This is a genomic window from Arcicella aurantiaca (assembly GCF_003148625.1).
Lineage (GTDB): Bacteria > Bacteroidota > Bacteroidia > Cytophagales > Spirosomataceae > Arcicella > Arcicella aurantiaca.
Window position 1 is genome coordinate 59,741 of sequence record NZ_QGGO01000015.1, and the last position, 20,223, is coordinate 79,963.

Below are 20,223 nucleotides of genomic sequence, written 5' to 3' on the forward strand. Positions count from 1 at the left end.
AGTTAAGAGTTAAGAGTTAAGAGTTAAGAGTTAAGAGTTAAGAAAGAGTGTGATTTTGCAACTTTAGTTCCTCAAAAACAATTTATTTTTGATTTTTTATTAACTTTTTCTGAAATCCACCCCTATTATTTTTTCTCTATCATCTATTCTCTATCATCTATTCTCTATTCTCACATTTCATCAAATCTTTCTTTTCCTTTAATAAAATGTTGCCAAACGATGTTGTGAGCAAATATTTGCCCTAAATTATCTCGCTTTTTTATCTTCTGACGCTTTTTGTACCATGAGCCAAAATTGGCGTAAAAATTAAAATGGGCTCTGGCTACTGCCCAACAGTCTTCCCAAGTATCAAAAAGTAAGAATTTCACTCCTGCAACACCATCTAAAATCAACCTTGTCAATATCGTTTTAAAAAGCCCTTTGTCTGGATGATTTTTATAGAGCATTGCCAAACCATTTCTAAAATTCAAAAATGTTTTGTGTGGATTTGTCTTATGTAACGTTCCTCCTCCCACATGAAAAACTTCTGATTGTCCACAGGTATAAATCTGATAACCAGCGTGTTTCATTCTCCAACAAAGGTCAATTTCTTCCATGTGAGCAAAGAAATCGCCATCAAAACCATCTAATTCGTGAAAAACATCTGCTCTTACAAACATACACGCACCCGTTGCCCAAAAAACTTCTACATTGTCGTTATACTGCTCTAAATCCTCTTCCAAAGAAAGAAAGACTCTTCCTCTACAAAAAGGATAACCCAAACGGTCAATGTATCCACCTGCTGCTCCAGCGTATTCAAAATGTGTTTTTTCGTGATAAGCTTTTATTTTAGGTTGACAAGCAGCAATGTTTGAATTACTTTTCATCAACTGTAACACAGGTTCAATCCAATTGGGCGGTACTTCTACGTCTGAATTCAACAAAACATAATATTTATACTGACCTTTAATATGTTCCAATGCTTCATTATAACCTTGTGCAAAACCAAAATTTTGATTCAATTTGATAATTTTCACTTGCGGAAACTGGCTTTCAAGAATGGCAATAGAATCATCTTTTGAAGCATTGTCTGCCACATAAATAGCTGCACCAGAAGAATTACTAATGACAGATGGCAAGAAGTCGGATAAGTATTTTTGACCGTTGTAGTTCAGAATAACTACTGCTGTATGATTCATGTGTAAGGATTAAATGAGCTAATGAAGGAATGAGTGCAAAATGCTCATTCTAATCAAGGCAGTCAAAACATTTTTATTGGTTAAGTCTATAATTTGTAAAGTTAATTTGATTTTTCCGAAAATTAAACAAATACAAGCGTTTCGCTTTATTTGAAGTTTTTCAGTAAATTAGCTTTTTAAGTTATAAATTATGAATGATGGGATAAGTAGGGATTGGGATTTAGGCATTAGGATTTACTATTAATCAACCCATGACTGCATAATCAAGCATGACCTGATTTTGCAGACAACTTATATGTAAAATTACAAACAAACTCATTGCTTATTATTCATAATTTATTAACTCATCACTCATAACTCAAACTAAATGCCAAACAATTCTATTTTTAGACAAAAATCTATTTCTAATGTCTTAAAGCAAAGTGAAGACTCGCATGGGTCGGGCTTGGTCAAGATATTAGGAGTACGAGACTTAACTTCATTTGGTATTGCTGCTATTATTGGAGCAGGAATATTCAGTACAATCGGACGAGCAAGTTTTGAAGGAGGTCCTGCGGTTTCGCTCTTATTCGTTTTTGTATCAATTGCCTGTATTTTCACGGCTTTATGCTACGCACAATTTGCTTCAATGGTTCCTGTATCGGGTAGTGCTTATACTTATGCTTATGTTTCTTTCGGAGAAATTTTTGCGTGGATAATCGGGTGGGCATTAATATTAGAATATGCCGTTTCAAATATGGTAGTGGCTATTTCATGGTCAGAATATTTCGTTTCTATGCTTGAAGGTTTTGGTATTCATTTTCCAGACTATTTAACTTTTGACTACGGAACTGCTCACAAAGCCTTTTTAGCCAATCAAGATGGAAAAGCCGTTGGGGGGGATTTAGCTGCTGCCCAAGCTTATGAACACGCTCCTATTATTGCGGGTATAAAATTCTTGATAGATTTGCCTGCTGGCGTTATTACGATGTTGGTAACTTCATTGGTTTATATTGGTATTAAGGAATCAAGAACGGCGAGTAATTTCTTGGTTGTTCTGAAATTAGTAGTTATTTTCTTGGTGATTTCGGTAGGTGCATTTTATGTAAAACCTGAAAACTGGTCGCCATTTGCTCCAAATGGTGCGAAGGGCGTTTTGGGAGGTGTAGCTTCGGTTTTCTTTGCCTTTATTGGTTTTGATTCTATTTCAACAACGGCTGAAGAATGTAAAAATCCACAAAGAGATTTACCACGAGCGATGATTTACTGCTTGGTAATTTGTGCCGTTTTATATGTCTGTATTACATTGGTTTTGACAGGAATGGTAAATTACACCGAATTGAAAGTTGACGACCCATTGGCGTATGTTTTCCAAAAAATCAACCTTGATTTTATGGCTGGGGTCATTTCAGTTTCGGCGGTTGTGGCTATTACGAGTGCCTTATTGGTATATCAAATGGGACAACCCCGTATCTGGATGTCAATGAGTCGTGACGGTTTACTTTGGAAAAAATTCTCAGATATTCACCCAAAATACAAAACACCAAGTTTTGCCACTATCATTACAGGTATTGTGGTTGCAGTTCCATCGTTGTTTTTGGATATGGGTTTTTTTGTGGATTTAACGAGTGTAGGAACATTCTTTGCCTTTATTTTAGTTTGTGGAGGCGTTTTATATTTAGATTATAAAGGAATGTCGAAAGATGCAAAGTTTAAAATTCCGTATCTGAATGGACAATATTTAGTTGGGGGATTATTAATTATCGCTTTGGCTTATTCGGTTTCACAAGGTTTTTTCTTTTCTGAAATTTCTGACAAACCCCTTTTAGTAGTTTTTTGGTTAGTTTGGGGAGCATTAGCTGTTATGGCTTTTAAATTTAAGTTTTCAATGTTGCCAGTTTTGGGTATTCTGACAAACCTTTATTTAATGACAGAATTAGGCATAACCAACTGGACAATTTTTATCATTTGGTTGGCTATCGGATTAGTCATTTATTTCTCTTACGGTTATAAACATAGCAAATTGAGTAAATAATGTTTGAATAAAATATTGGAGGTCAGTCTTGAAAAAGGCTGACTTTTTTTGTTTTTTAACCGATATTAAAAAGTAGGTGATGTTTTCAAAATGATATTCAGTTTCTCTAAAAATAATTAATTAAAAGTAGGATAATAAAGGATATATTTGAGTAACAAAATAAGGAACTTTGATTTTAATCAGGAACTCTCTTAAAGCTAATCCATTAAGAATTTAATCAATTTCTAATCAAAATATATTCAATTTTATTCAAAAATTTAGACATTGATTAATCAGTAATTTTTTAAGTTTATATTACATTTCTTAATAAACGAATATCCTTTAATTTAACCTAAAACACAATGCTTGATTTTCAGATAAAAGAACAGTCAACCGAGTATGATGTAGTCATTATCGGCTCTGGTGCTGGTGGTGGTATGGCTGCATACGAACTCACTAAGGCTGGGGCAAAAGTTTGCGTATTAGAAGCAGGACAGTATTATGACCCTGCCGACCCAAAATATATTACTCAATTAAAAGCTCCTTGGGAATCTCCTCGTCGTGGAGCAAGTTCAACTCGTGCTTTTGGTGACTTTGATGCTGCTTATGGAGGTTGGGACATCGACGGTGAGCCATATACCACTACAAAAGGTACTCAATTTCACTGGTTTCGTTCAAGAATGTTGGGAGGGCGTACCAACCACTGGGGACGTATTTCGCTACGTTTTGGACCAGATGATTTCAAGCGTAAATCTATTGATGGCTTAGGTGATGACTGGCCTATTGGTTATGATGACATCAAACCATATTACGATTATGTTGATAAATTAATCGGTGTTTTCGGGACAAATGAGGGGATGCACAACAATCCTGATGGATACTTTTTGCCTCCTCCCAAACAGCGTTTACATGAATTGATGCTCCAGAGAAGTAATAAGAAATTGGGGATTCCAACCATTCCTTCTCGTTTATCAATTCTTACAAAACCTGTCAATAAAGAGCGTGGACAATGTTTTTATTGTAGTCAATGTAGTAGAGCGTGTCAGGCGTATGCCGATTTTTCTTCGTCGTCGGTTTTGATGATTCCTGCAATGAAAACAGGAAATTGCCATCTGATTACCTACGCAATGGCTCGTGAAGTATTGACAGACCCAACTACGGGCTTGGCAACGGGTGTATCTTATGTGGATACCCAAACGATGACTGAAAAAGTAGTGAAAGGGAAAGTGGTTATTTTAGCAGCAAGTGCGGGAGAAACGGCTCGTTTGTTATTAAACTCAAAATCTGCTCGCTTCCCGAATGGTTTAGCCAATTCAAGCGGTATCGTTGGTCGTTATATCAATGACTCAACGGGGGCTTCTCGTGCAGGTATTATTCCAGCATTATTTGACAGAAAACGTTATAATGAAGACGGTGTTGGCGGTATGCACGTTTATACGCCTTGGTGGTTGGATAACAAAAAATTAGACTTCCCAAGAGGTTATCACATTGAATACGGTGGAGGTATGGGAATGCCAGCTTATGGTTTTGGTTGGGGTATTGAAGGAATCAACGAAAAATATCCAACTCGTGAGGGTATCAAAAAAGCAGCAGGTGGTTACGGAGCATCTTTAAAAGAAGATTACCGTCGTTTCTATGGTGCTTATATTCACATGGCGGGACGTGGAGAACCTGTACCTGACTATAACAATTATTGTGAAATTGACCCGAATGTGGTTGATAAATATGGTATTCCTGTGTTGAGATTCAACTATAATTGGTCAGATTATGAAATTAAGCAGGCAAAACACATGCAAGATACTTTCGAGCAAATTATTCATGAAATTGGTGGTGTGCCATTAGGAGGAAAACCTGACGCTAAAAGCAATTATGGCTTAGCTGAACCTGGAAAAATCATCCACGAAGTAGGTACAGCTCGTATGGGTAACGACCCTAAAACGTCGGTATTGAACAGTAATTGCCAAGCTCACGATGTGAAAAACTTATTTGTAGCCGATGCCGCTCCATTTGTTTCACAAGGAGATAAAAATGCCACTTGGACGATTTTGGCGTTATCAGCACGTACTTCAAATTATATCATTGAACAAAAGAAAAAAGGCTCACTTTAAGCTGATGGAACACGGATTTTACGGATTAGACACGGATTATAACAAATTTTATTTTTCAGAAAAGTTATAGCAATCATTTAATCAAAAAAGAAGAAATCCGTGTCCAATCCGTTCAATCTGTGTGCAATAAAATCATTATGAAAAAGAGAGATTTTCTTAAAAATATAGGACTTTCATCGCTTGGATTGGCGGTAGTTAGTCAAGATGCGTTGGCAGGTGAAATGTTAGATGGTCCAAAGCCGAAACCAAAAGCAGCAGCAGCTCCTACCACAACGCCAAAATACAATTATGGTAGAACAAAAGACGAAATGGCAAGAGACGCCAAACTCTTAGCCGAAAAGTTTTATACAGACCATGAAATGAAAACCATTACCGTTTTGTCAGATATTATTATTCCTGCTGATAAATTCTCGGGAAGTGCTTCTCAGGCGGGTGTTCCTGCTTTTATTGAGTTCATCACGAAAGACAAACCAGAATTCAAAACGCCTATGCGTGGTGGTTTACGTTGGTTAGATTCTACGGCAATCAAGCGTTTCGGGAAAGATTTTGTGGCTTGTACTGCTAAAGAACAAATCAATATTGTTGATGATATTGCGTATCCAGAACAGGCGAAAAAAGAATTTTCACAAGGTGTAAATTTCTTTACATTAATGAGAAATTTAACTGCATCAGGTTTTTATTCTTCTGAAATGGGACATAAAGACATGGATTATCAAGGAAACCGTCCTAACAATTGGGAAGGCGTTCCAGACGATGTTTTGAAACAATATGGATTGAGTTATTCGTAGTTTTGGGCTGTATGCCATAGGCAATAGGCTAATTTTACGAATAGGATTAGAAAAGAGTCGGTAGGAAAAAATTTCTTATCGACTCTTTTTTGCATTGAGGAAGAAGCAGATACGAACGCAGGCAGTGTTGAATCCTGCCTGCATTATAAATTATAGAAGAACATATTTTAAATAGATTCAATACCATAGACCTCGTGCAACTTACTTTTCGTTTACATATACATCATCAATGAGTAAATAAACGCCTGCCTTGTCTTTTCCATACAACTCCCAAAATTGAGTTTTTTACTTTCATTTCCTTAACAAATCCTCATATATGAACCCTAAAAAGTCTATATTATTTCTTCTGCTTTTAGCAAGCCCTTCGCTTTTTGCACAACGCAATTATGCAGAAAAACTGGCAGAAACTATCATGAAAACCTATCAAGATTCGATGGTGGTGATGAAATACGCCAGTCATTTAGAACAAGATAAACAAATTCCTGCGGGTATGACGGTTGAACAAGCACAAAAAGCTCGTCCTGCCAACTGGAACTATGAAATGGGTGTAGTATTAGAAGGAATGGAACGTTTATGGCGTACTTCTGGAGATGCTCGTTATCTTCAATATATGCGTAGAATTGTTGATAAATTTATCTTGCCAGATGGTAACATTCGTACCTTCAAAATGGATGATTATAATTTGGATAATATTCCATCGGGACGTCAATTATTGACACTTTATCAAACTTTCCACGACAATAAATATAAACTTGCCGCTGATTTATTATACAAGCAATTAGGAGTTCAACCACGTAATAAAGTAGGCGGTTTTTGGCATAAATTAAAATATCCATCGCAAATGTGGTTGGATGGACTTTACATGGCTGAACCTTTTTACGCTGAATATTCATTGATGACAGGTAAAAAAGAAAACTTCGATGACATTGTAAATCAATTTGTTTGGATGGAACGCTACGCACGTGATGAAAAAACAGGTTTACTTTATCATGGTTGGGACGAAAGTCGTCAGCAAAAATGGGCGAATCCGCAGAATGGAAAATCTCCAGAATTTTGGAGTCGTGCAATGGGTTGGTACATCATGGGTTTAGTAGATGTTTTGGATTATTTACCAAAAGACCACCCTCGTCGTGCTGAATTAATTGCCGTTTTAGAACGTACCTCAGCAGGAATCGTAAAATATCAAGACCCAGCTTCGGGTGTTTGGTGGCAAGTAACCGACAAAGGAGGTCAAGCAGGCAATTACCTTGAATCTTCTGGTTCATCCATGTTTATCTATGGATTAGCAAAAGCCGCTCGTATGGGTTACATCAGTGATTCTTATTTACCTGCTATCAAAAAAGGATATGATGGTTTAATAAAAACCTTCATTGAAACCGATGCACAAGGAAATACTCACTTAACAAAAGCAGTTGGTGGTGCAGGTTTAGGTGGCACGCCATACCGTGACGGAACGTATGATTATTACGTAAAAGAACCAACAAGAACAGATGATTTGAAGGCAGCAGGACCTTTTATGGAAGCTTGTATTGAGGCAGAATTATTAAGTTCATTAACGGTTGGAAAAGGAAAAACGGTTATGCTTGATAACTATTTCAATAACGAATACAGAAAAGATAACGGTTTGAAATTTCACTATACTTGGGAAGACCGTTTCGACTCTGGTTTTGCTTGGTTTGGAAGTGTTTTCAATGATTTTGGTGCAAAAACTTCAACTTTGACTTCTGCTCCAACCGCTCAAAATTTAAAATCAGCAAATGTTTACATTATCGTTGACCCAGATTCTAAGAAAGAAACGGCTTCTCCAAATTATATGAGTGCGAAGGATGTTCAAGAAATTAGCAATTGGGTAAAAGCGGGTGGAACATTGGTTATGATGGCAAATGATACGTCAAATTGTGAAATTCCAAAATTTAACCAATTAGCTCAGGCGTTCGGAATTGAATTTACTACTAAAAATAGAAATATGGTTCAAGGAGTTCAGTTTGAACAAGGTCGTTTGGATATTCCTGCAAACAATTTGATTTTCAAAAATACGAAATCAATTTATGTGAAAGAATTGGCAACACTTGCTTTAAAAGTTCCTGCTCAGTCAGTTTTAACAGACAAAGGCGATGTTATTATGGCAGTTGCCAATGTTGGAAAAGGACGAGTTTTTGCTATTGGCGACCCTTGGTTGTACAATGAATATGTAAATGCACATAAAATTCCGATGAGTTTTGAAAACTTCAACGCTGCAAAAGACTTAGCAAAATGGTTGCTTGAAGCTAAAAAGTAATTCATTGACTATTTTCAATTATTAAGAATCTAATGGGATGTCGGTACTTAAATCGGCATCCTATTATTTATTAATCTCAAAACTAAATCTATCAATGAAAAACACATTTCATAAAACATTATTTCTCTTCATTTTATTGGTTGCCAATAGCAGTTTGGGACAACAAAAAGACGTTTATTTATTCTCTTATTTTACCAATAACGGACAAGACGGGCTACATTTTGCGTACAGCAAAGACGGGCTTTCTTGGGAAACCGTAAAAGATGGCAAGTCATATTTAAAACCCGAAATTGGCAAAGACAAACTCATGCGTGACCCATGTTTGATACAAGCCAATGATGGCACATTCCACATGGTTTGGACGAGTGGTTGGTATGATAAAATCATTGGTTATGCTTCTTCAAAAGACCTAATCAATTGGTCAGAACAAAAAGCAATTCCTGTAATGGAACACGAACCAACTGCCAAAAACTCTTGGGCTCCCGAAGTTTTTTATGATGATAAGAAAAAAGAATATCTTATTTTTTGGGCAACTACCATTCCGGGAAGACACGGCGATGTAGCAGAATCTGAGAAAGAAAAAGGCTTAAATCACAGAATTTATTATACAAAAACCAAAGATTTTAAGACTTTCAGTAAAACAGAAATGTTTTTTAACCCAGATTTTAGTGCAATTGATGCAACGATTCTGAAAGATGGAAAATCGTATTTTATGTTTGTCAAAAATGAAAATCCGAATCCTCCACAAAAGAACATTCGAGTGATAGAATCTAAAAAGGCAAGTTCGTTTTCTACTAATGTTTCTGCTCCAATTACAGGTAATTATTGGGCAGAAGGTCCAACTTCCATTAGAATTGGCGAATATGTTTATGTGTATTTCGACAAATACCGTGACCACAAATACGGAGCAATTCGCTCAAAAGACTTAAAAACATGGGAAGATATTTCGGACAAAGTTAGTTTTCCGAAGGGTTTACGTCACGGAACAGTTTTGAAAGTTTCGGAGGCGGTTTTTGAGGGGTTGGGGAAATGAAATTTTGAATGAATTAAAATTTCAAAATTTCGGTAGATTAAAATCTACCGCTACAAAATGCTCCGAGCCGACGGCTCTTGTAAAAAACCAAGCTCAACAAGTTCCGTAGGAACGGACAATTGGGTAAAAACGGATTTTAATCCGTTGAATATTTAACATTTCGGTAGATTAAAATCTACCGCTACAAAATGCTCCGAGCCGACGGCTCTTGTAAAAAACCAAGCTCAACAAGTTCCGTAGGAACGGACAATTGGGTAAAAACGGATTTTAATCCGTTGAATATTTAACATTTCGGTAGATTAAAATCTACCGCTACAAAATGCTCCGAGCCTAAGGCTCTTGAAAAATTATGAATAGCAGACCAACAAGTTCCGTAGGAACGGACAATTTGGTAGCAACGGATTTTAATCCGTTGACGATTATAAAATCAGCAGACCAACAAGTTCCGTAGGAACGGACAATTGGGTAACAACGGATTTTAATCCGTTGGTAATTATAAAATAAGCAGCCCTACAAGTTCCGTAGGAACGGACAATTGGGTACCAACGGATTTTAATCCGTTGGTAATTATAAAATAAGCAGCCCTACAAGTTCCATAGGAACGGACAATTGGGTAACAACGGATTTTAATCCGTTGGTAATTATAAAATAAGCAGCCCTACAAGTTCCGTAGGAACGGACAATTGGGTACCAACGGATTTTAATCCGTTGGTAATTATAAAATAAGCAGCCCTACAAGTTCCATAGGAACGGACAATTGGGTAACAACGGATTTTAATCCGTTGACGATTATAAATTAGAATTCCAACGGACAATTTGGTAACAACGGATTTTAATCCGTTGATTGACGATGCAATACATTACAACTCTTCACACTTAATAAAATTAAAAAATGGCAAATACCTATCATCAAATCTATCTACAAACAGTTTTTGCAGTAAAATATCGAAACGCAGTAATTGACAAATCTTGGCAAAGCGAATTATTTGCTGTCATTGGAAATTTAATAAATGAAACAGGATGTAAAACAATCATTGTTAACGGCGTAGAAGACCATGTTCATTGTTTTTTGGGATTAAAACCAGTTGTTTCCGTTTCAGAATTAATGAAAACGGTCAAAGCTAAATCATCAAAACATATAAATGACCATTCCTTAACACCAGAAAGATTTGAATGGCAAGAAGGTTACGGTGTATTTTCTTATGGACAATCACAAATTGACAATGTTTATAAATACATTCAAAATCAAGAAGAGCATCATAAAAAGCAAACCTTTGAACAGGAGTATCTAAATTTTCTTAACAAATTCAATGTGCCTTATGATGAACAATATATTTTTAAAGAATTAGCATAAATATCTTACAGAACTACGGAAGGTTTCAATTTATCATCTAAACAAAACGCTATGAAAAAAATAACCTTAATCTTATTCGCATTGATTGGTAGTTATCAATCTTTTGCTCAAAAAACAAGCACTATCAATGTTGATTTCAATAAAAACATTGGCGAAATGTATCCATTTTGGGCATTTTTTGGAGCAGACGAACCCAATTATGCCTACATGAAAGACGGCAAAAAGTTGCTTTCCGAATTATCGACATTAAGTCCCGTTCCTGTTTATTTTCGAGCTCATAATCTGTTAACTTCTGGACATGATACACTCACTTTAAAATGGGGTTCAACCAATGTTTATACCGAAGATGCCAAAGGAAACCCCATTTATGACTGGACGATTGTTGATAAAATCTTTGATACGTATTTACAAAGAGGTATAAAACCAGTGGCTCAATTTAGTTTTATGCCCGAAGTTTTATCAACCAAACCACAACCTTACGAACATCATTGGCAACCCGGAATGCCTTATAATGATATTTATAAAGGTTGGACTTACCCGCCAAAAGATTATAAAAAATGGGCAAATTTAGTCTATGAATGGGTAAAACACTCTGTGGCACGATACGGAAAAGCGGAGGTTGAAACGTGGTATTGGGAGCTTTGGAATGAACCCAATATTGGCTATTGGAGCGGAACAGTTCAAGAATATTGTAAATTGTACGACTATACTGCCGACGCCGCCAAACGTGCCTTGCCAACTATTAGAATGGGAGGTCCAGAAACCACAGGACCAAGCTGGAATAAAGCCGCTGATTTCTTAAATATTTTTCTAAAACACTGTGTGTCGGATACGAATTATGTAACAGGTAAAATCGGTTCTCCTTTAGATTTTATCTCTTTTCATGCCAAAGGTGCTCCCAAAATTGTGGATGGACACGTGCAAATGAACATGGGAACGCAATTGCGTGATATTTCGGAAGGTTTCAGAATTGTAACTTCTTATCCAACGCTTAAAAACTTGCCCATCATCATTGGCGAGTCTGACCCAGAAGGTTGTGCGGCTTGTGGTATGAAAACGAACCCACAAAATGCTTACCGAAATGGCACCATGTATTCAAGTTATACGGCCGCTTCTTTTGCCCGAAAATATGCCCTTGCCGACTTCCACAAAGCCAATCTTTTAGGAGCAGTCAGTTGGTCTTTCGAGTTTGAAAATCAGCCTTATTTCTACGGATTCCGTGATTTGGCGACCAATGGCATTGATAAACCTGTGTTGAATGTGTTCCGAATGTTCGGAATGATGTCGGGAAAAAGAGTAGAAGTTAAAGGCAATCAAAACTATAATTTCACGATGGTCAGAGATTCAAGCGTTCGAGGTAAAAACGCTGATATTGACGCTCTTGCCAGTAAAGATGCACATTCGGCAGCAGTTATGCTTTGGCATTATCATGATGATGACGTGCAAGCTCCTAATGCAAATATTGAGGTAAATTTGAAGGGATTTCCAGCTAAACAAGTCAATTTTCACCATTACAGAATTGACAACGAAAACAGTAATTCTTACGAAGTTTGGAAGAAAATGGGTTCACCCGAAAACCCAACGAAAGAGCAAATTGCAATCTTAGAGAAAGCGGGACAATTAACTTTATTGACTTCGCCAAGCTACGTAAAAACACAAAATGGCGAACTAAAAATGACTATTTCTTTACCAAGACAAGGCGTTTCATTGTTGAAATTTGACTGGTAAATATCAATAATGTAAGTACCAACAATAAATATTTAATAGTATTGATTTCGTTTATTTGGTAGTGGCGTATAGCATACGCCAATGTTATGGCGATGTTGGCGTATGCTATACGCCACTACCAAATGTCAAATAATATATTGCTAATATTTATCCTAAAATAAAAATCTATTTTAATGAAGAAAAACATTTTCAAAGCACTTGCTTATTCAGCTTTTTTATATTTCCCCCTGTCCATTTCTGCTCAAAAAATTGACAGAAAAGCAGTTGTAGAACGCCATCAAGTTCATGTCAATAAACTTGATACTTTGTCATCTTTATCCGTTGGAAATGGCGGTTTTGCGTTCACGGTTGATGCTACGGGTTTACAAACTTTTCCTGATTTTTATGCCAATGGAATGTCACTCGGCACACAGTCGGAATGGGGTTGGCATAAATTCCCAAATGTGGGTAATTACAAAATCGAAGAAACACTAAAAGACCTTGAATCTCACGGACGAAAAGTGCCTTATGCTGCACAATGGAATGAACCTAAACGTAAAAAAGAGGCTTCTGATTTTCTTCGTCAAAATCCGCATCGTTTGCAATTAGGAAATCTTGGTTTTGAGTTATTCAAAAAAGACAATTCAAAAGGTCAACCTTCTGATATTCAAAATGTTTCACAAACATTAAATCCATTTACGGGAGAAATAAAAAGTCATTTTACTTTTGATGGTGAAGCAGTTGATGTTCAAACTTTTTGTCATCAGCAAAAGGATATTATTGCGGTAAAGGTAAAGTCTAATTTAGTGAAAACAGGACAGTTGAAAATTCGTTTACGCCTGCCCTACCCTACCGATAAATTTGTAGATGCAGGAAATAATTGGAAGAATTCGGAGAAACATAGTTCAAAAATTACGGCTTATTCTCAAACCCAAGCAACGGTTAATCATACTTTAGACCAAGACCAATATTTCGTTCATTTATCGTGGAACAATAGCGGAAAATTACAAGAGACAGAACCTCATTATTTTGTATTTGAGCCGTCAAAATCTTCGGATATTTTGATGTTAAATTGTCAGTTTTCAGAAAAGAATATTGCTCAAAAAATCAATTTTAGTGCTGTTCAAAACAATAGTATTTTCAGTTGGTTTAACTTCTGGAATTCGGGCGGAGCAATTGACTTTACAGGAAGCACCGACCCACGAGCGAATGAATTGGAACGTCAAATTATCCTTTCTGAATATCTTACTAAAATACAATGTGCAGGTTCTGCTCCTCCGCAAGAAACTGGGCTAACTTATAATTCATGGTTTGGAAAACCGCACCTCGAAATGCACTGGTGGCATGGGGTACATTTTGCCCTTTGGGGACGAGTAGATTTATTAGAAAAAAGTTTAGCTTGGTATAAAAAAGCATTGCCAACTGCCCGAACAATAGCCAAAAGACAAGGTTTTGCAGGAGCAAGATGGGCTAAAATGACGGATAATGACGGCGGAGAAACATCGTCGTCGGTGGGTTCTTATTTGATTTGGCAAGAACCACATATTATTACGTTTTCAGAATTGGTTTATCGTCAGAAACCCAACCGCCAAACCTTAGAAAAATACAAACAGGTTGTTTTTGAAACCGCTGATTTTATGGCTTCATTTGCGTATTTTGATAAAGATAAGGGAAAGTATATTTTAGGAAAAGGGATTATTTCGGCTCAAGAAAGATTTAAACCTGAGGATACTTTTAACCCAACTTATGAGTTAAACTATTGGTATCAGACTTTAACAATTGCCCAAAATTGGCGTAAAAGATTAGGCTTGAAACCTAATGAAAACTGGCAAAAAGTGATTGACAATTTATCGCCGTTACCCACTAAAGACGGCGTTTATTTAGCCACTGAAAACGCTCAGGATTCTTATACAAATCCTAAATATTTGACTGACCACCCAGCGGTTTTATGTACACTCGGAATGTTGCCAGAAACGCCAATGCTTGACAAGCCAACGATGAAAAGAACTTTTGAAAAAGTTTGGGAAATATGGGATTGGCAAGACACTTGGGGCTGGGACTTCCCAATGGTTGCTATGACTGCCACACGTTTGGATATGCCCGAAAAAGCTATCGACGGATTGATGATGAAAATTAGAACAAATACGTATTTAGCAAATGGTCATAATTTTCAAGATGGTCGTTTACGTCTTTATTTACCGGGAAATGGGGGACTTTTAACCGCCGTTGCCTTGATGTGTGCAGGTTATGACGACTGCAAAACACAAAATCCCGGTTTTCCAAAAGATGGTTCTTGGAAGGTTAAATGGGAAGGTTTGGAGAAGTTTTTTTAGAATTAAAAGGTCTTAGGTTTTAGGGATTAGTTGTTAGTAAAAAACGCATGATTCATAAAAACACTAACATAAATTACTAAAACCTAAAACCCAACCCCTAAAACCCAACCCCTAAAACCTCAAAATATACTCTTTTACAAAATTTACATGAACAAATATTCTTTGTGATAAATCGGGCGTAAAGTTTTATATAACTTTATGAAAATATAGCAAACAAAACCATGCAACACGTAGAACATATTGGCATTGCCGTTAAGAGTTTAGCATTTTCAAACGATTTATTCACGAAATTATTAGGCGTTGCTCCGTACAAGCAAGAAGGCGTTGAATCGGAAGGAGTTATGACTTCTTTTTTTCAGACGGGACAAACCAAAATTGAGCTTTTAGAAGCCACAAATCCTGATAGTCCCATTGCAAAATTTATTGAGAAAAAAGGGGAAGGCATCCATCATATTGCCTTTGAGGTAGCAGATATAATTTCGGAAATGGCAAGGTTAAAATCAGAGGGTTTTACGCTTTTGAACGAAACGCCTAAACCTGGAGCAGATAATAAATTAGTGTGTTTCCTGCACCCTAAAGGTACAAATTCGGTTTTGATAGAACTTTGTCAGGGAATGTAACACGATGCTTCCGCATCGAAACTTTAATAAGTTCGATGCGGAAGCATCGTGTTACATTTTAATATCTTCTAACTTTCAAAGACTGTAAACCGCCTTCAAATTTTAGGTTGATTTTCTTGGTTGACTTGTCAAAATTTGGTGTTTCCCAATGACCATTTTTCTGAATAAATCCGTCAAAATCTTTGTCATTCAAACCTCCATCAATATCAATTCTACAACCAACAGATTCTGGAACTTGAAATTCAATATCGGTCAAACCTGATTCAATTTTAACGTCTAAATTATCCGTTTTATCACCCAATTTCACGTCCGTTTCAGTCAAACCTGTTTTGATAGAGAGATTTTTGATTTTATACTGACTTAAATCAAAATCTGCTTTCCCTGCTCCAAATTCAAAATTCATATCCCAAATTACTTCAGGATTCAATTTCAAATTTACCTTGTTGTGGTTATCTTCATCAATATTGATGTTATTGGTTTTTCCTTTCAAGGCAAAATCTACTTTCGGACTATCGGCATCACCTGTTTTTTTCAAAGAAATATTGCCAAAATTAAGCTCTGCATCTGCTTCAACTAAATCTTTTGACGTTTCTTTAATATCAAACTCAGCAGCCCCACCCGAGAAATTCAAAGTTGCACTTTTAATGCTTGCATTCATGGGTTCTACCAAATTTTGTTTAGAACCTTTAAAGGCATAATCTTTATCATCATCGTCATCGTCGTTATTGTCATGGTCATCATCGTCGTCATCCATGTCAATGTGGATTCCGTTATGGTCAAAAGCATCACCAACTTTTTCTTGACAACTTCTCACAATAACCGTTGGAATGGCAATACATAAAAGCACAATAGTAATAACTGTTGCCGAACGATTTGTCTTTCCTAACAAAGCTACCAAACCAAGATATATCAACAATAAAGGCCATAATCGAGAGATTTCGTGCCAATTGATATGAAACCAGCCCCATTCTTTACCCAAGAACAAGATACCGAGCAGAATCAAAAATCCACCCGCAAAAATATTTTTAGAGTTCATGTTATTTCAGTGAACAGTTAGCAATTAACAGTGAACAATTAACAGGTACGTAATCACAAAAGATAGAATAAGCTGAAAAGGATACAACAGTTTGATACATAACGAGTTTCAATACTAAATACCCAAAACTTAACTCTTACTTTAAAGTATGACGAATATCTGTTAATTGTTCACTGATAACTGTCAACTGATTTAGAGGTTACTATTATTACTATCGTTATGAAAATCAATTTTGTCTTTATCCTTGAAGATGATATAACCACCTACTCCGATTAAAATTAGCGGCCAAAATTTACCAAAATCAAAATCTGGAATCCATTCATCTAAAAGGAAAATTGTACCGAGGATGATTAAGACAATCCCCCAAACTTTGCTTGAATCTTTTTTCATGTTTGTTAGTGTTTCGTTAAAAGTAAATTCGTTAGAGGCATCTGCTCCGTTAGCGGTTTGCCATTGTTCTTGTACGGGTAATGTTGCCCACAAGATAATATAAATCCAGAAAAAAATACCGTGTGTAAATATTAATCCGAGAAACAAAATGATTCTCATCACTGCGATGTCAATGCCAAAACGTTCTGCTAATCCTGCGGCAACACCTCCTAATTGTCCTTTTGAAGGTATGCGATATAAGTTCTGATTCATGGTTACTGTTGTTTAAAATTTGAATAATCAATTGATTTAGAGAAATTCATTTCTTAAAACTTGATGCTAATATCTGAAAGTTTTCGCTACTTTACAATACATAGTACCTTGTTTTATGTCCGAAAGGTATCATGACTTTTACAAACGGCAACTTGGAATTAAATAAACGGTAACGTAGAATTAAGAATGGATTAATTTTCATTTGAGATTAAGAACCTGTTTAAACAAAAAAGGGTTAAAAGGACTTATATCCTCTTAACCCTTTCCTTTTACTTCTTCTACTACTGTTTAGGAACTTTTGCTTTTGCTTCTTCTACTTTCTTCAGTTGTACATTAGTATTTTCTCCTGCCGAAATTTGGTCTTTTTTATTTTGCTCAACATCAGTCAAAAGTTTCTCTAATTCTACCTTATTCTCTTCAATTTTCTTTAAAAGCTTTTCTTTCTCTCTTTTATTGTCTTCAATGGCACGGACTAACTTATCTCCTGTTTTGATAACTTTAGTCTGCTTGTCCTTCACATCTTCTAAATTTTTCTCTTCCACTCTTACTCCTTCTTGAAGATTAATTACCTCCACAAAATCATTCAAAATCTTTTCTGCCGAAGCATATTTTGGGTGAGTTGCTCCTACATAAGCCTCATCGCCTAAGCCTAAAGATAAAAATATTTTTGTGCGTCCTTTCTCAGATGAAATACGACTTACCAACATTACAGGGTCACCAGAGATAGTCGGCATATTAGCTCCTGTTACTTTATAAGCACCACTTTTCCCAGATTCCACTTTACCATATTTGGCCAATTCTGCTTGCCAAGCTTGTTTTACATATTTATCATCAATGGCAACTGATGTGTAAAGTCCTTCTTTATTTGCTTTCTCTACTTCCTGAGTTCCTGAGAATACCTGAGCGTTAACTGACTGTAAACCAGCCAATAGCATAGCGGCTAATAATAGCTTTTTCATAAATTTCTTTTAAATTTTAGATTTAATGACTCAAAATTGATTTATTGCAAGTTAAATAACAATACTATGACTGCCAAAGGTTTCAAAAGTAACTTAATCAACATTTAAAATGACATTTTCCATTCTTATTCTCGCCGCTGGTAATTCCAGTCGTTTAGGGCAACCCAAACAACTCATAGAATTTCAAGGTGAAACTTTAATCCGAAGAATTACAAAAACGGCATTAACCATTTCAAAGGATGTTTTGATAGTATTAGGAGCAAATGCAGAATTGATTGAAGCGAATTTGAAACCATTTACAGGACAAGTAAAAACGGTCTTTAATCCTGATTGGCAAGAAGGTATGGGAACTTCCATTAACATTGGGGTTCAACAATTAGCTAACAATACTGATGCTATTATGGTTTTATTGTGCGACCAACCTTTTGTTACTGCTGAAAAACTACAAGAAATCTTGCAAAGATTTGCAAACTTTCATCAGCCAATTATAGCTTGCCAATATAAAAACCAATTGGGCGTACCCATGATATTTGATAAAACAATCTTTCCTGAACTACTAAAGCTAAAAGGAGATAGAGGTGCAAGAGCATTTTTGCATAAATATGAAGGTAAAATTGGAGTTATCGATTTTCAAGAAGGCAGTTTTGATATAGATACCTTAGAAGATTTAAAGCAACTAAATACGTTTTAAAGCAAAAAAACCGAAAGAAATTCTTTCGGTTTTTTGCTTATTAACTTTTGATTATTGAAATGGCGGTTTCACAAAAACTAATAACTGATAAAGTAATGTATAAATTGTGGTTAAGTATTCCGAAAACTGTGTGATTAGTAATATTTCAAATTTCGAAATAATGTAATAACATATAATATATCTTGCAAAAGACACATTTGTTACTTTGCAAATATCTGCATAACCCCAACAAAAAGAAATAGCCAATTTGTCTATTTTATAAGTAAAATCACCTTATATTTGAAAACCACTCGCACATTCCATAAAAAATTATACAAATCTCCGAACCCTCATCAGTAATCCTACACAGTACGCAATTTTTAACAGGTAAAACTCAAAAAAAACAAGCAATCGTATTAACCAATCACTATCAATATATTTTAGTTTATTTTATGCACAATATTCCTACTTACACGTTAGAGCAACTTTATCGTAAATGTTTGGAAGCTGTTAATCATATTTCTGGGGTAGCTTCTGAAAAATCAATAGAAAAGTATTTACAAGAAATGGGGTTTTTCAATAAAGATACTACTTATCTAAATGCAGTTTATGGCATTATGGATATGAGTAATCTGTCTTTTAGGTACATTGCTAATACAGAAATCTCTTTGGGAATTTCCGAAGAAGATTTTATGCAGAAAGGGTTTAGCCAGTTTTTAAAAACAATGACTCCTGAGATGAAAAATATCTCTGCAATTCCTACGCTTTTTAGTTATATGATTGATTCCATTAAAGAAGCTCCTAAAGAAATCCAACAAAATTTTGTTGCCTACGGATACGGAATGAAACATTTTAGACCAAGCGGAAAAGCTTTCCATACAATGGTGCAAATATTTGGTTTAGAATATGACAGCAATGGTTTTCCTACTTTATGCTTTATTGTTGACCAAGATATTGACCATCTTATCAAACCTACCGACCAATATTGGGGAAGAATCAGTTTTAATAATGGCGACTTTATAACCACCTTTTCTTCAAAAGAAATGGAGATGAAAAAACAAGATATTTTTTCAAAAAGAGAATTGGATGTTCTTAAATTATTACTGAAAGGGCAAGAATCTAAACAAATTGCAGACAAACTTTTTATCAGCCCAAATACGGTGGATAATCATCGAAAAAATATGATTCGGAAATTGGACGCCCGAGATACTACGGCATTGGTACAATTAACAAAGCAATTAGGAATTTTGAGGTGAGTTGTGAGTTGTGAGTTGTGAGTTGTGAGTTGTGAGTTGTGAGTTGTGAGTTGTGAGTTGTGAGTTGTGAGTTAAAAAAAATGGCTTTTCTGGAAATGAGTTCCTGAAAAGCCATTTAAACTTATAAATTATTTGACATTATGTTTGATGTATGCTACGCCACTACAAATCAATGACATTAATATTATTAAATAATTTATTCTTGGTACTTAATACACTGTTTAATAAGTTTTCTAAATAATTTTTATCCTAAAATCTTTGATTGTGG

Annotated in this window: 15 protein-coding genes; 11 read left to right on the forward strand and 4 right to left on the reverse strand. The window is 35.7% G+C overall.

Annotated features, from left to right (window positions below; all coding sequences use genetic code 11):
* Positions 1-170: 170 nt before the first annotated feature.
* Positions 171-1,178 carry a glycosyltransferase family 2 protein gene (locus LV89_RS14615; RefSeq protein WP_109743654.1) on the reverse strand — a complete coding sequence of 336 codons (1,008 nt, stop codon included), beginning with the start codon at positions 1,176-1,178 and terminating at the stop codon, positions 171-173.
* 367 nt (positions 1,179-1,545) lie between these two features.
* Here LV89_RS14615 and LV89_RS14620 point away from each other — a divergent pair, with 367 nt between their 5' ends.
* From LV89_RS14620 to mce, 9 genes are all read left to right on the forward strand, one after another.
* Positions 1,546-3,192, forward strand: coding sequence for an amino acid permease (locus LV89_RS14620; protein WP_109743655.1), 1,647 nt, complete (start codon positions 1,546-1,548; stop codon positions 3,190-3,192).
* Positions 3,193-3,533: 341 nt separating this feature from the next.
* Entirely contained in the window at positions 3,534-5,279 is a 1,746-nt protein-coding gene (locus tag LV89_RS14625) for a GMC oxidoreductase (RefSeq protein ID WP_109743656.1), read from the forward strand.
* 137 nt (positions 5,280-5,416) lie between these two features.
* Entirely contained in the window at positions 5,417-6,067 is a 651-nt protein-coding gene (locus LV89_RS14630; RefSeq protein WP_109743657.1) for a gluconate 2-dehydrogenase subunit 3 family protein, read from the forward strand.
* A 316-nt stretch (positions 6,068-6,383) separates the two neighbouring features.
* Positions 6,384-8,345 carry a glycoside hydrolase family 88 protein gene (locus tag LV89_RS14635; RefSeq protein ID WP_109743658.1) on the forward strand — a complete coding sequence of 654 codons (1,962 nt, stop codon included), beginning with the start codon at positions 6,384-6,386 and terminating at the stop codon, positions 8,343-8,345.
* Between the two features lie 94 nt (positions 8,346-8,439).
* On the forward strand, positions 8,440-9,378 hold the full coding sequence (locus tag LV89_RS14640) for a glycoside hydrolase family 43 protein (RefSeq protein ID WP_109743659.1): 939 nt from the start codon (positions 8,440-8,442) through the stop codon (positions 9,376-9,378).
* Positions 9,379-10,270: 892 nt separating this feature from the next.
* Positions 10,271-10,732 (forward strand): IS200/IS605 family transposase, encoded by a 462-nt coding sequence (tnpA, locus tag LV89_RS14645; protein ID WP_109743660.1) that lies wholly within the window; start codon positions 10,271-10,273, stop codon positions 10,730-10,732.
* 51 nt (positions 10,733-10,783) lie between these two features.
* Entirely contained in the window at positions 10,784-12,460 is a 1,677-nt protein-coding gene (locus LV89_RS14650; protein ID WP_109743661.1) for a GH39 family glycosyl hydrolase, read from the forward strand.
* 173 nt (positions 12,461-12,633) lie between these two features.
* Positions 12,634-14,772, forward strand: coding sequence for a hypothetical protein (locus LV89_RS14655; protein ID WP_109743662.1), 2,139 nt, complete (start codon positions 12,634-12,636; stop codon positions 14,770-14,772).
* Positions 14,773-14,993: 221 nt separating this feature from the next.
* Positions 14,994-15,392 carry a methylmalonyl-CoA epimerase gene (gene mce, locus LV89_RS14660; RefSeq protein WP_109743663.1) on the forward strand — a complete coding sequence of 133 codons (399 nt, stop codon included), beginning with the start codon at positions 14,994-14,996 and terminating at the stop codon, positions 15,390-15,392.
* 58 nt (positions 15,393-15,450) lie between these two features.
* Here the strand turns inward: mce and LV89_RS14665 are convergent, their stop codons facing one another.
* The 3 genes from LV89_RS14665 to LV89_RS14675 all read right to left on the reverse strand — a co-directional run bounded on the left by LV89_RS14665 (position 15,451) and on the right by LV89_RS14675 (position 18,029).
* Positions 15,451-16,428: a toast rack family protein gene (locus tag LV89_RS14665; RefSeq protein ID WP_109743664.1), complete on the reverse strand. Its 978-nt coding sequence runs from the start codon at positions 16,426-16,428 to the stop codon at positions 15,451-15,453.
* Between the two features lie 192 nt (positions 16,429-16,620).
* On the reverse strand, positions 16,621-17,070 hold the full coding sequence (locus LV89_RS14670) for a PspC domain-containing protein (RefSeq protein ID WP_109743665.1): 450 nt from the start codon (positions 17,068-17,070) through the stop codon (positions 16,621-16,623).
* 281 nt (positions 17,071-17,351) lie between these two features.
* Positions 17,352-18,029, reverse strand: a complete 678-nt coding sequence (locus tag LV89_RS14675; RefSeq protein WP_109743666.1) for a hypothetical protein — start codon at positions 18,027-18,029, stop codon at positions 17,352-17,354.
* A gap of 109 nt (positions 18,030-18,138) precedes the next feature.
* Between LV89_RS14675 and LV89_RS14680 the strand changes: the two genes are divergently transcribed.
* Both LV89_RS14680 and LV89_RS14685 read left to right on the forward strand, forming a co-directional pair.
* A complete protein-coding gene (locus LV89_RS14680; protein WP_109743667.1) occupies positions 18,139-18,720 on the forward strand; it encodes a nucleotidyltransferase family protein in 582 nt (193 codons plus the stop codon).
* 431 nt (positions 18,721-19,151) lie between these two features.
* Positions 19,152-19,955: a response regulator transcription factor gene (locus tag LV89_RS14685; protein WP_109743668.1), complete on the forward strand. Its 804-nt coding sequence runs from the start codon at positions 19,152-19,154 to the stop codon at positions 19,953-19,955.
* Positions 19,956-20,223: the final 268 nt, after the last annotated feature.

Coding starts and splice junctions, on each gene's coding strand:
- LV89_RS14680 (WP_109743667.1), top strand. CDS start 18,139: ATGACATTTTCCATTCTTATTCTCGCCGCTGGTAATTCCAGTCGTTTA.
- LV89_RS14635 (WP_109743658.1), top strand. CDS start 6,384: ATGAACCCTAAAAAGTCTATATTATTTCTTCTGCTTTTAGCAAGCCCT.
- LV89_RS14650 (WP_109743661.1), top strand. CDS start 10,784: ATGAAAAAAATAACCTTAATCTTATTCGCATTGATTGGTAGTTATCAA.
- LV89_RS14675 (WP_109743666.1), bottom strand. CDS start 18,029: ATGAAAAAGCTATTATTAGCCGCTATGCTATTGGCTGGTTTACAGTCA.
- tnpA (WP_109743660.1), top strand. CDS start 10,271: ATGGCAAATACCTATCATCAAATCTATCTACAAACAGTTTTTGCAGTA.
- LV89_RS14630 (WP_109743657.1), top strand. CDS start 5,417: ATGAAAAAGAGAGATTTTCTTAAAAATATAGGACTTTCATCGCTTGGA.
- LV89_RS14685 (WP_109743668.1), top strand. CDS start 19,152: ATGCACAATATTCCTACTTACACGTTAGAGCAACTTTATCGTAAATGT.
- mce (WP_109743663.1), top strand. CDS start 14,994: ATGCAACACGTAGAACATATTGGCATTGCCGTTAAGAGTTTAGCATTT.
- LV89_RS14620 (WP_109743655.1), top strand. CDS start 1,546: ATGCCAAACAATTCTATTTTTAGACAAAAATCTATTTCTAATGTCTTA.
- LV89_RS14625 (WP_109743656.1), top strand. CDS start 3,534: ATGCTTGATTTTCAGATAAAAGAACAGTCAACCGAGTATGATGTAGTC.
- LV89_RS14615 (WP_109743654.1), bottom strand. CDS start 1,178: ATGAATCATACAGCAGTAGTTATTCTGAACTACAACGGTCAAAAATAC.
- LV89_RS14670 (WP_109743665.1), bottom strand. CDS start 17,070: ATGAATCAGAACTTATATCGCATACCTTCAAAAGGACAATTAGGAGGT.
- LV89_RS14655 (WP_109743662.1), top strand. CDS start 12,634: ATGAAGAAAAACATTTTCAAAGCACTTGCTTATTCAGCTTTTTTATAT.
- LV89_RS14665 (WP_109743664.1), bottom strand. CDS start 16,428: ATGAACTCTAAAAATATTTTTGCGGGTGGATTTTTGATTCTGCTCGGT.
- LV89_RS14640 (WP_109743659.1), top strand. CDS start 8,440: ATGAAAAACACATTTCATAAAACATTATTTCTCTTCATTTTATTGGTT.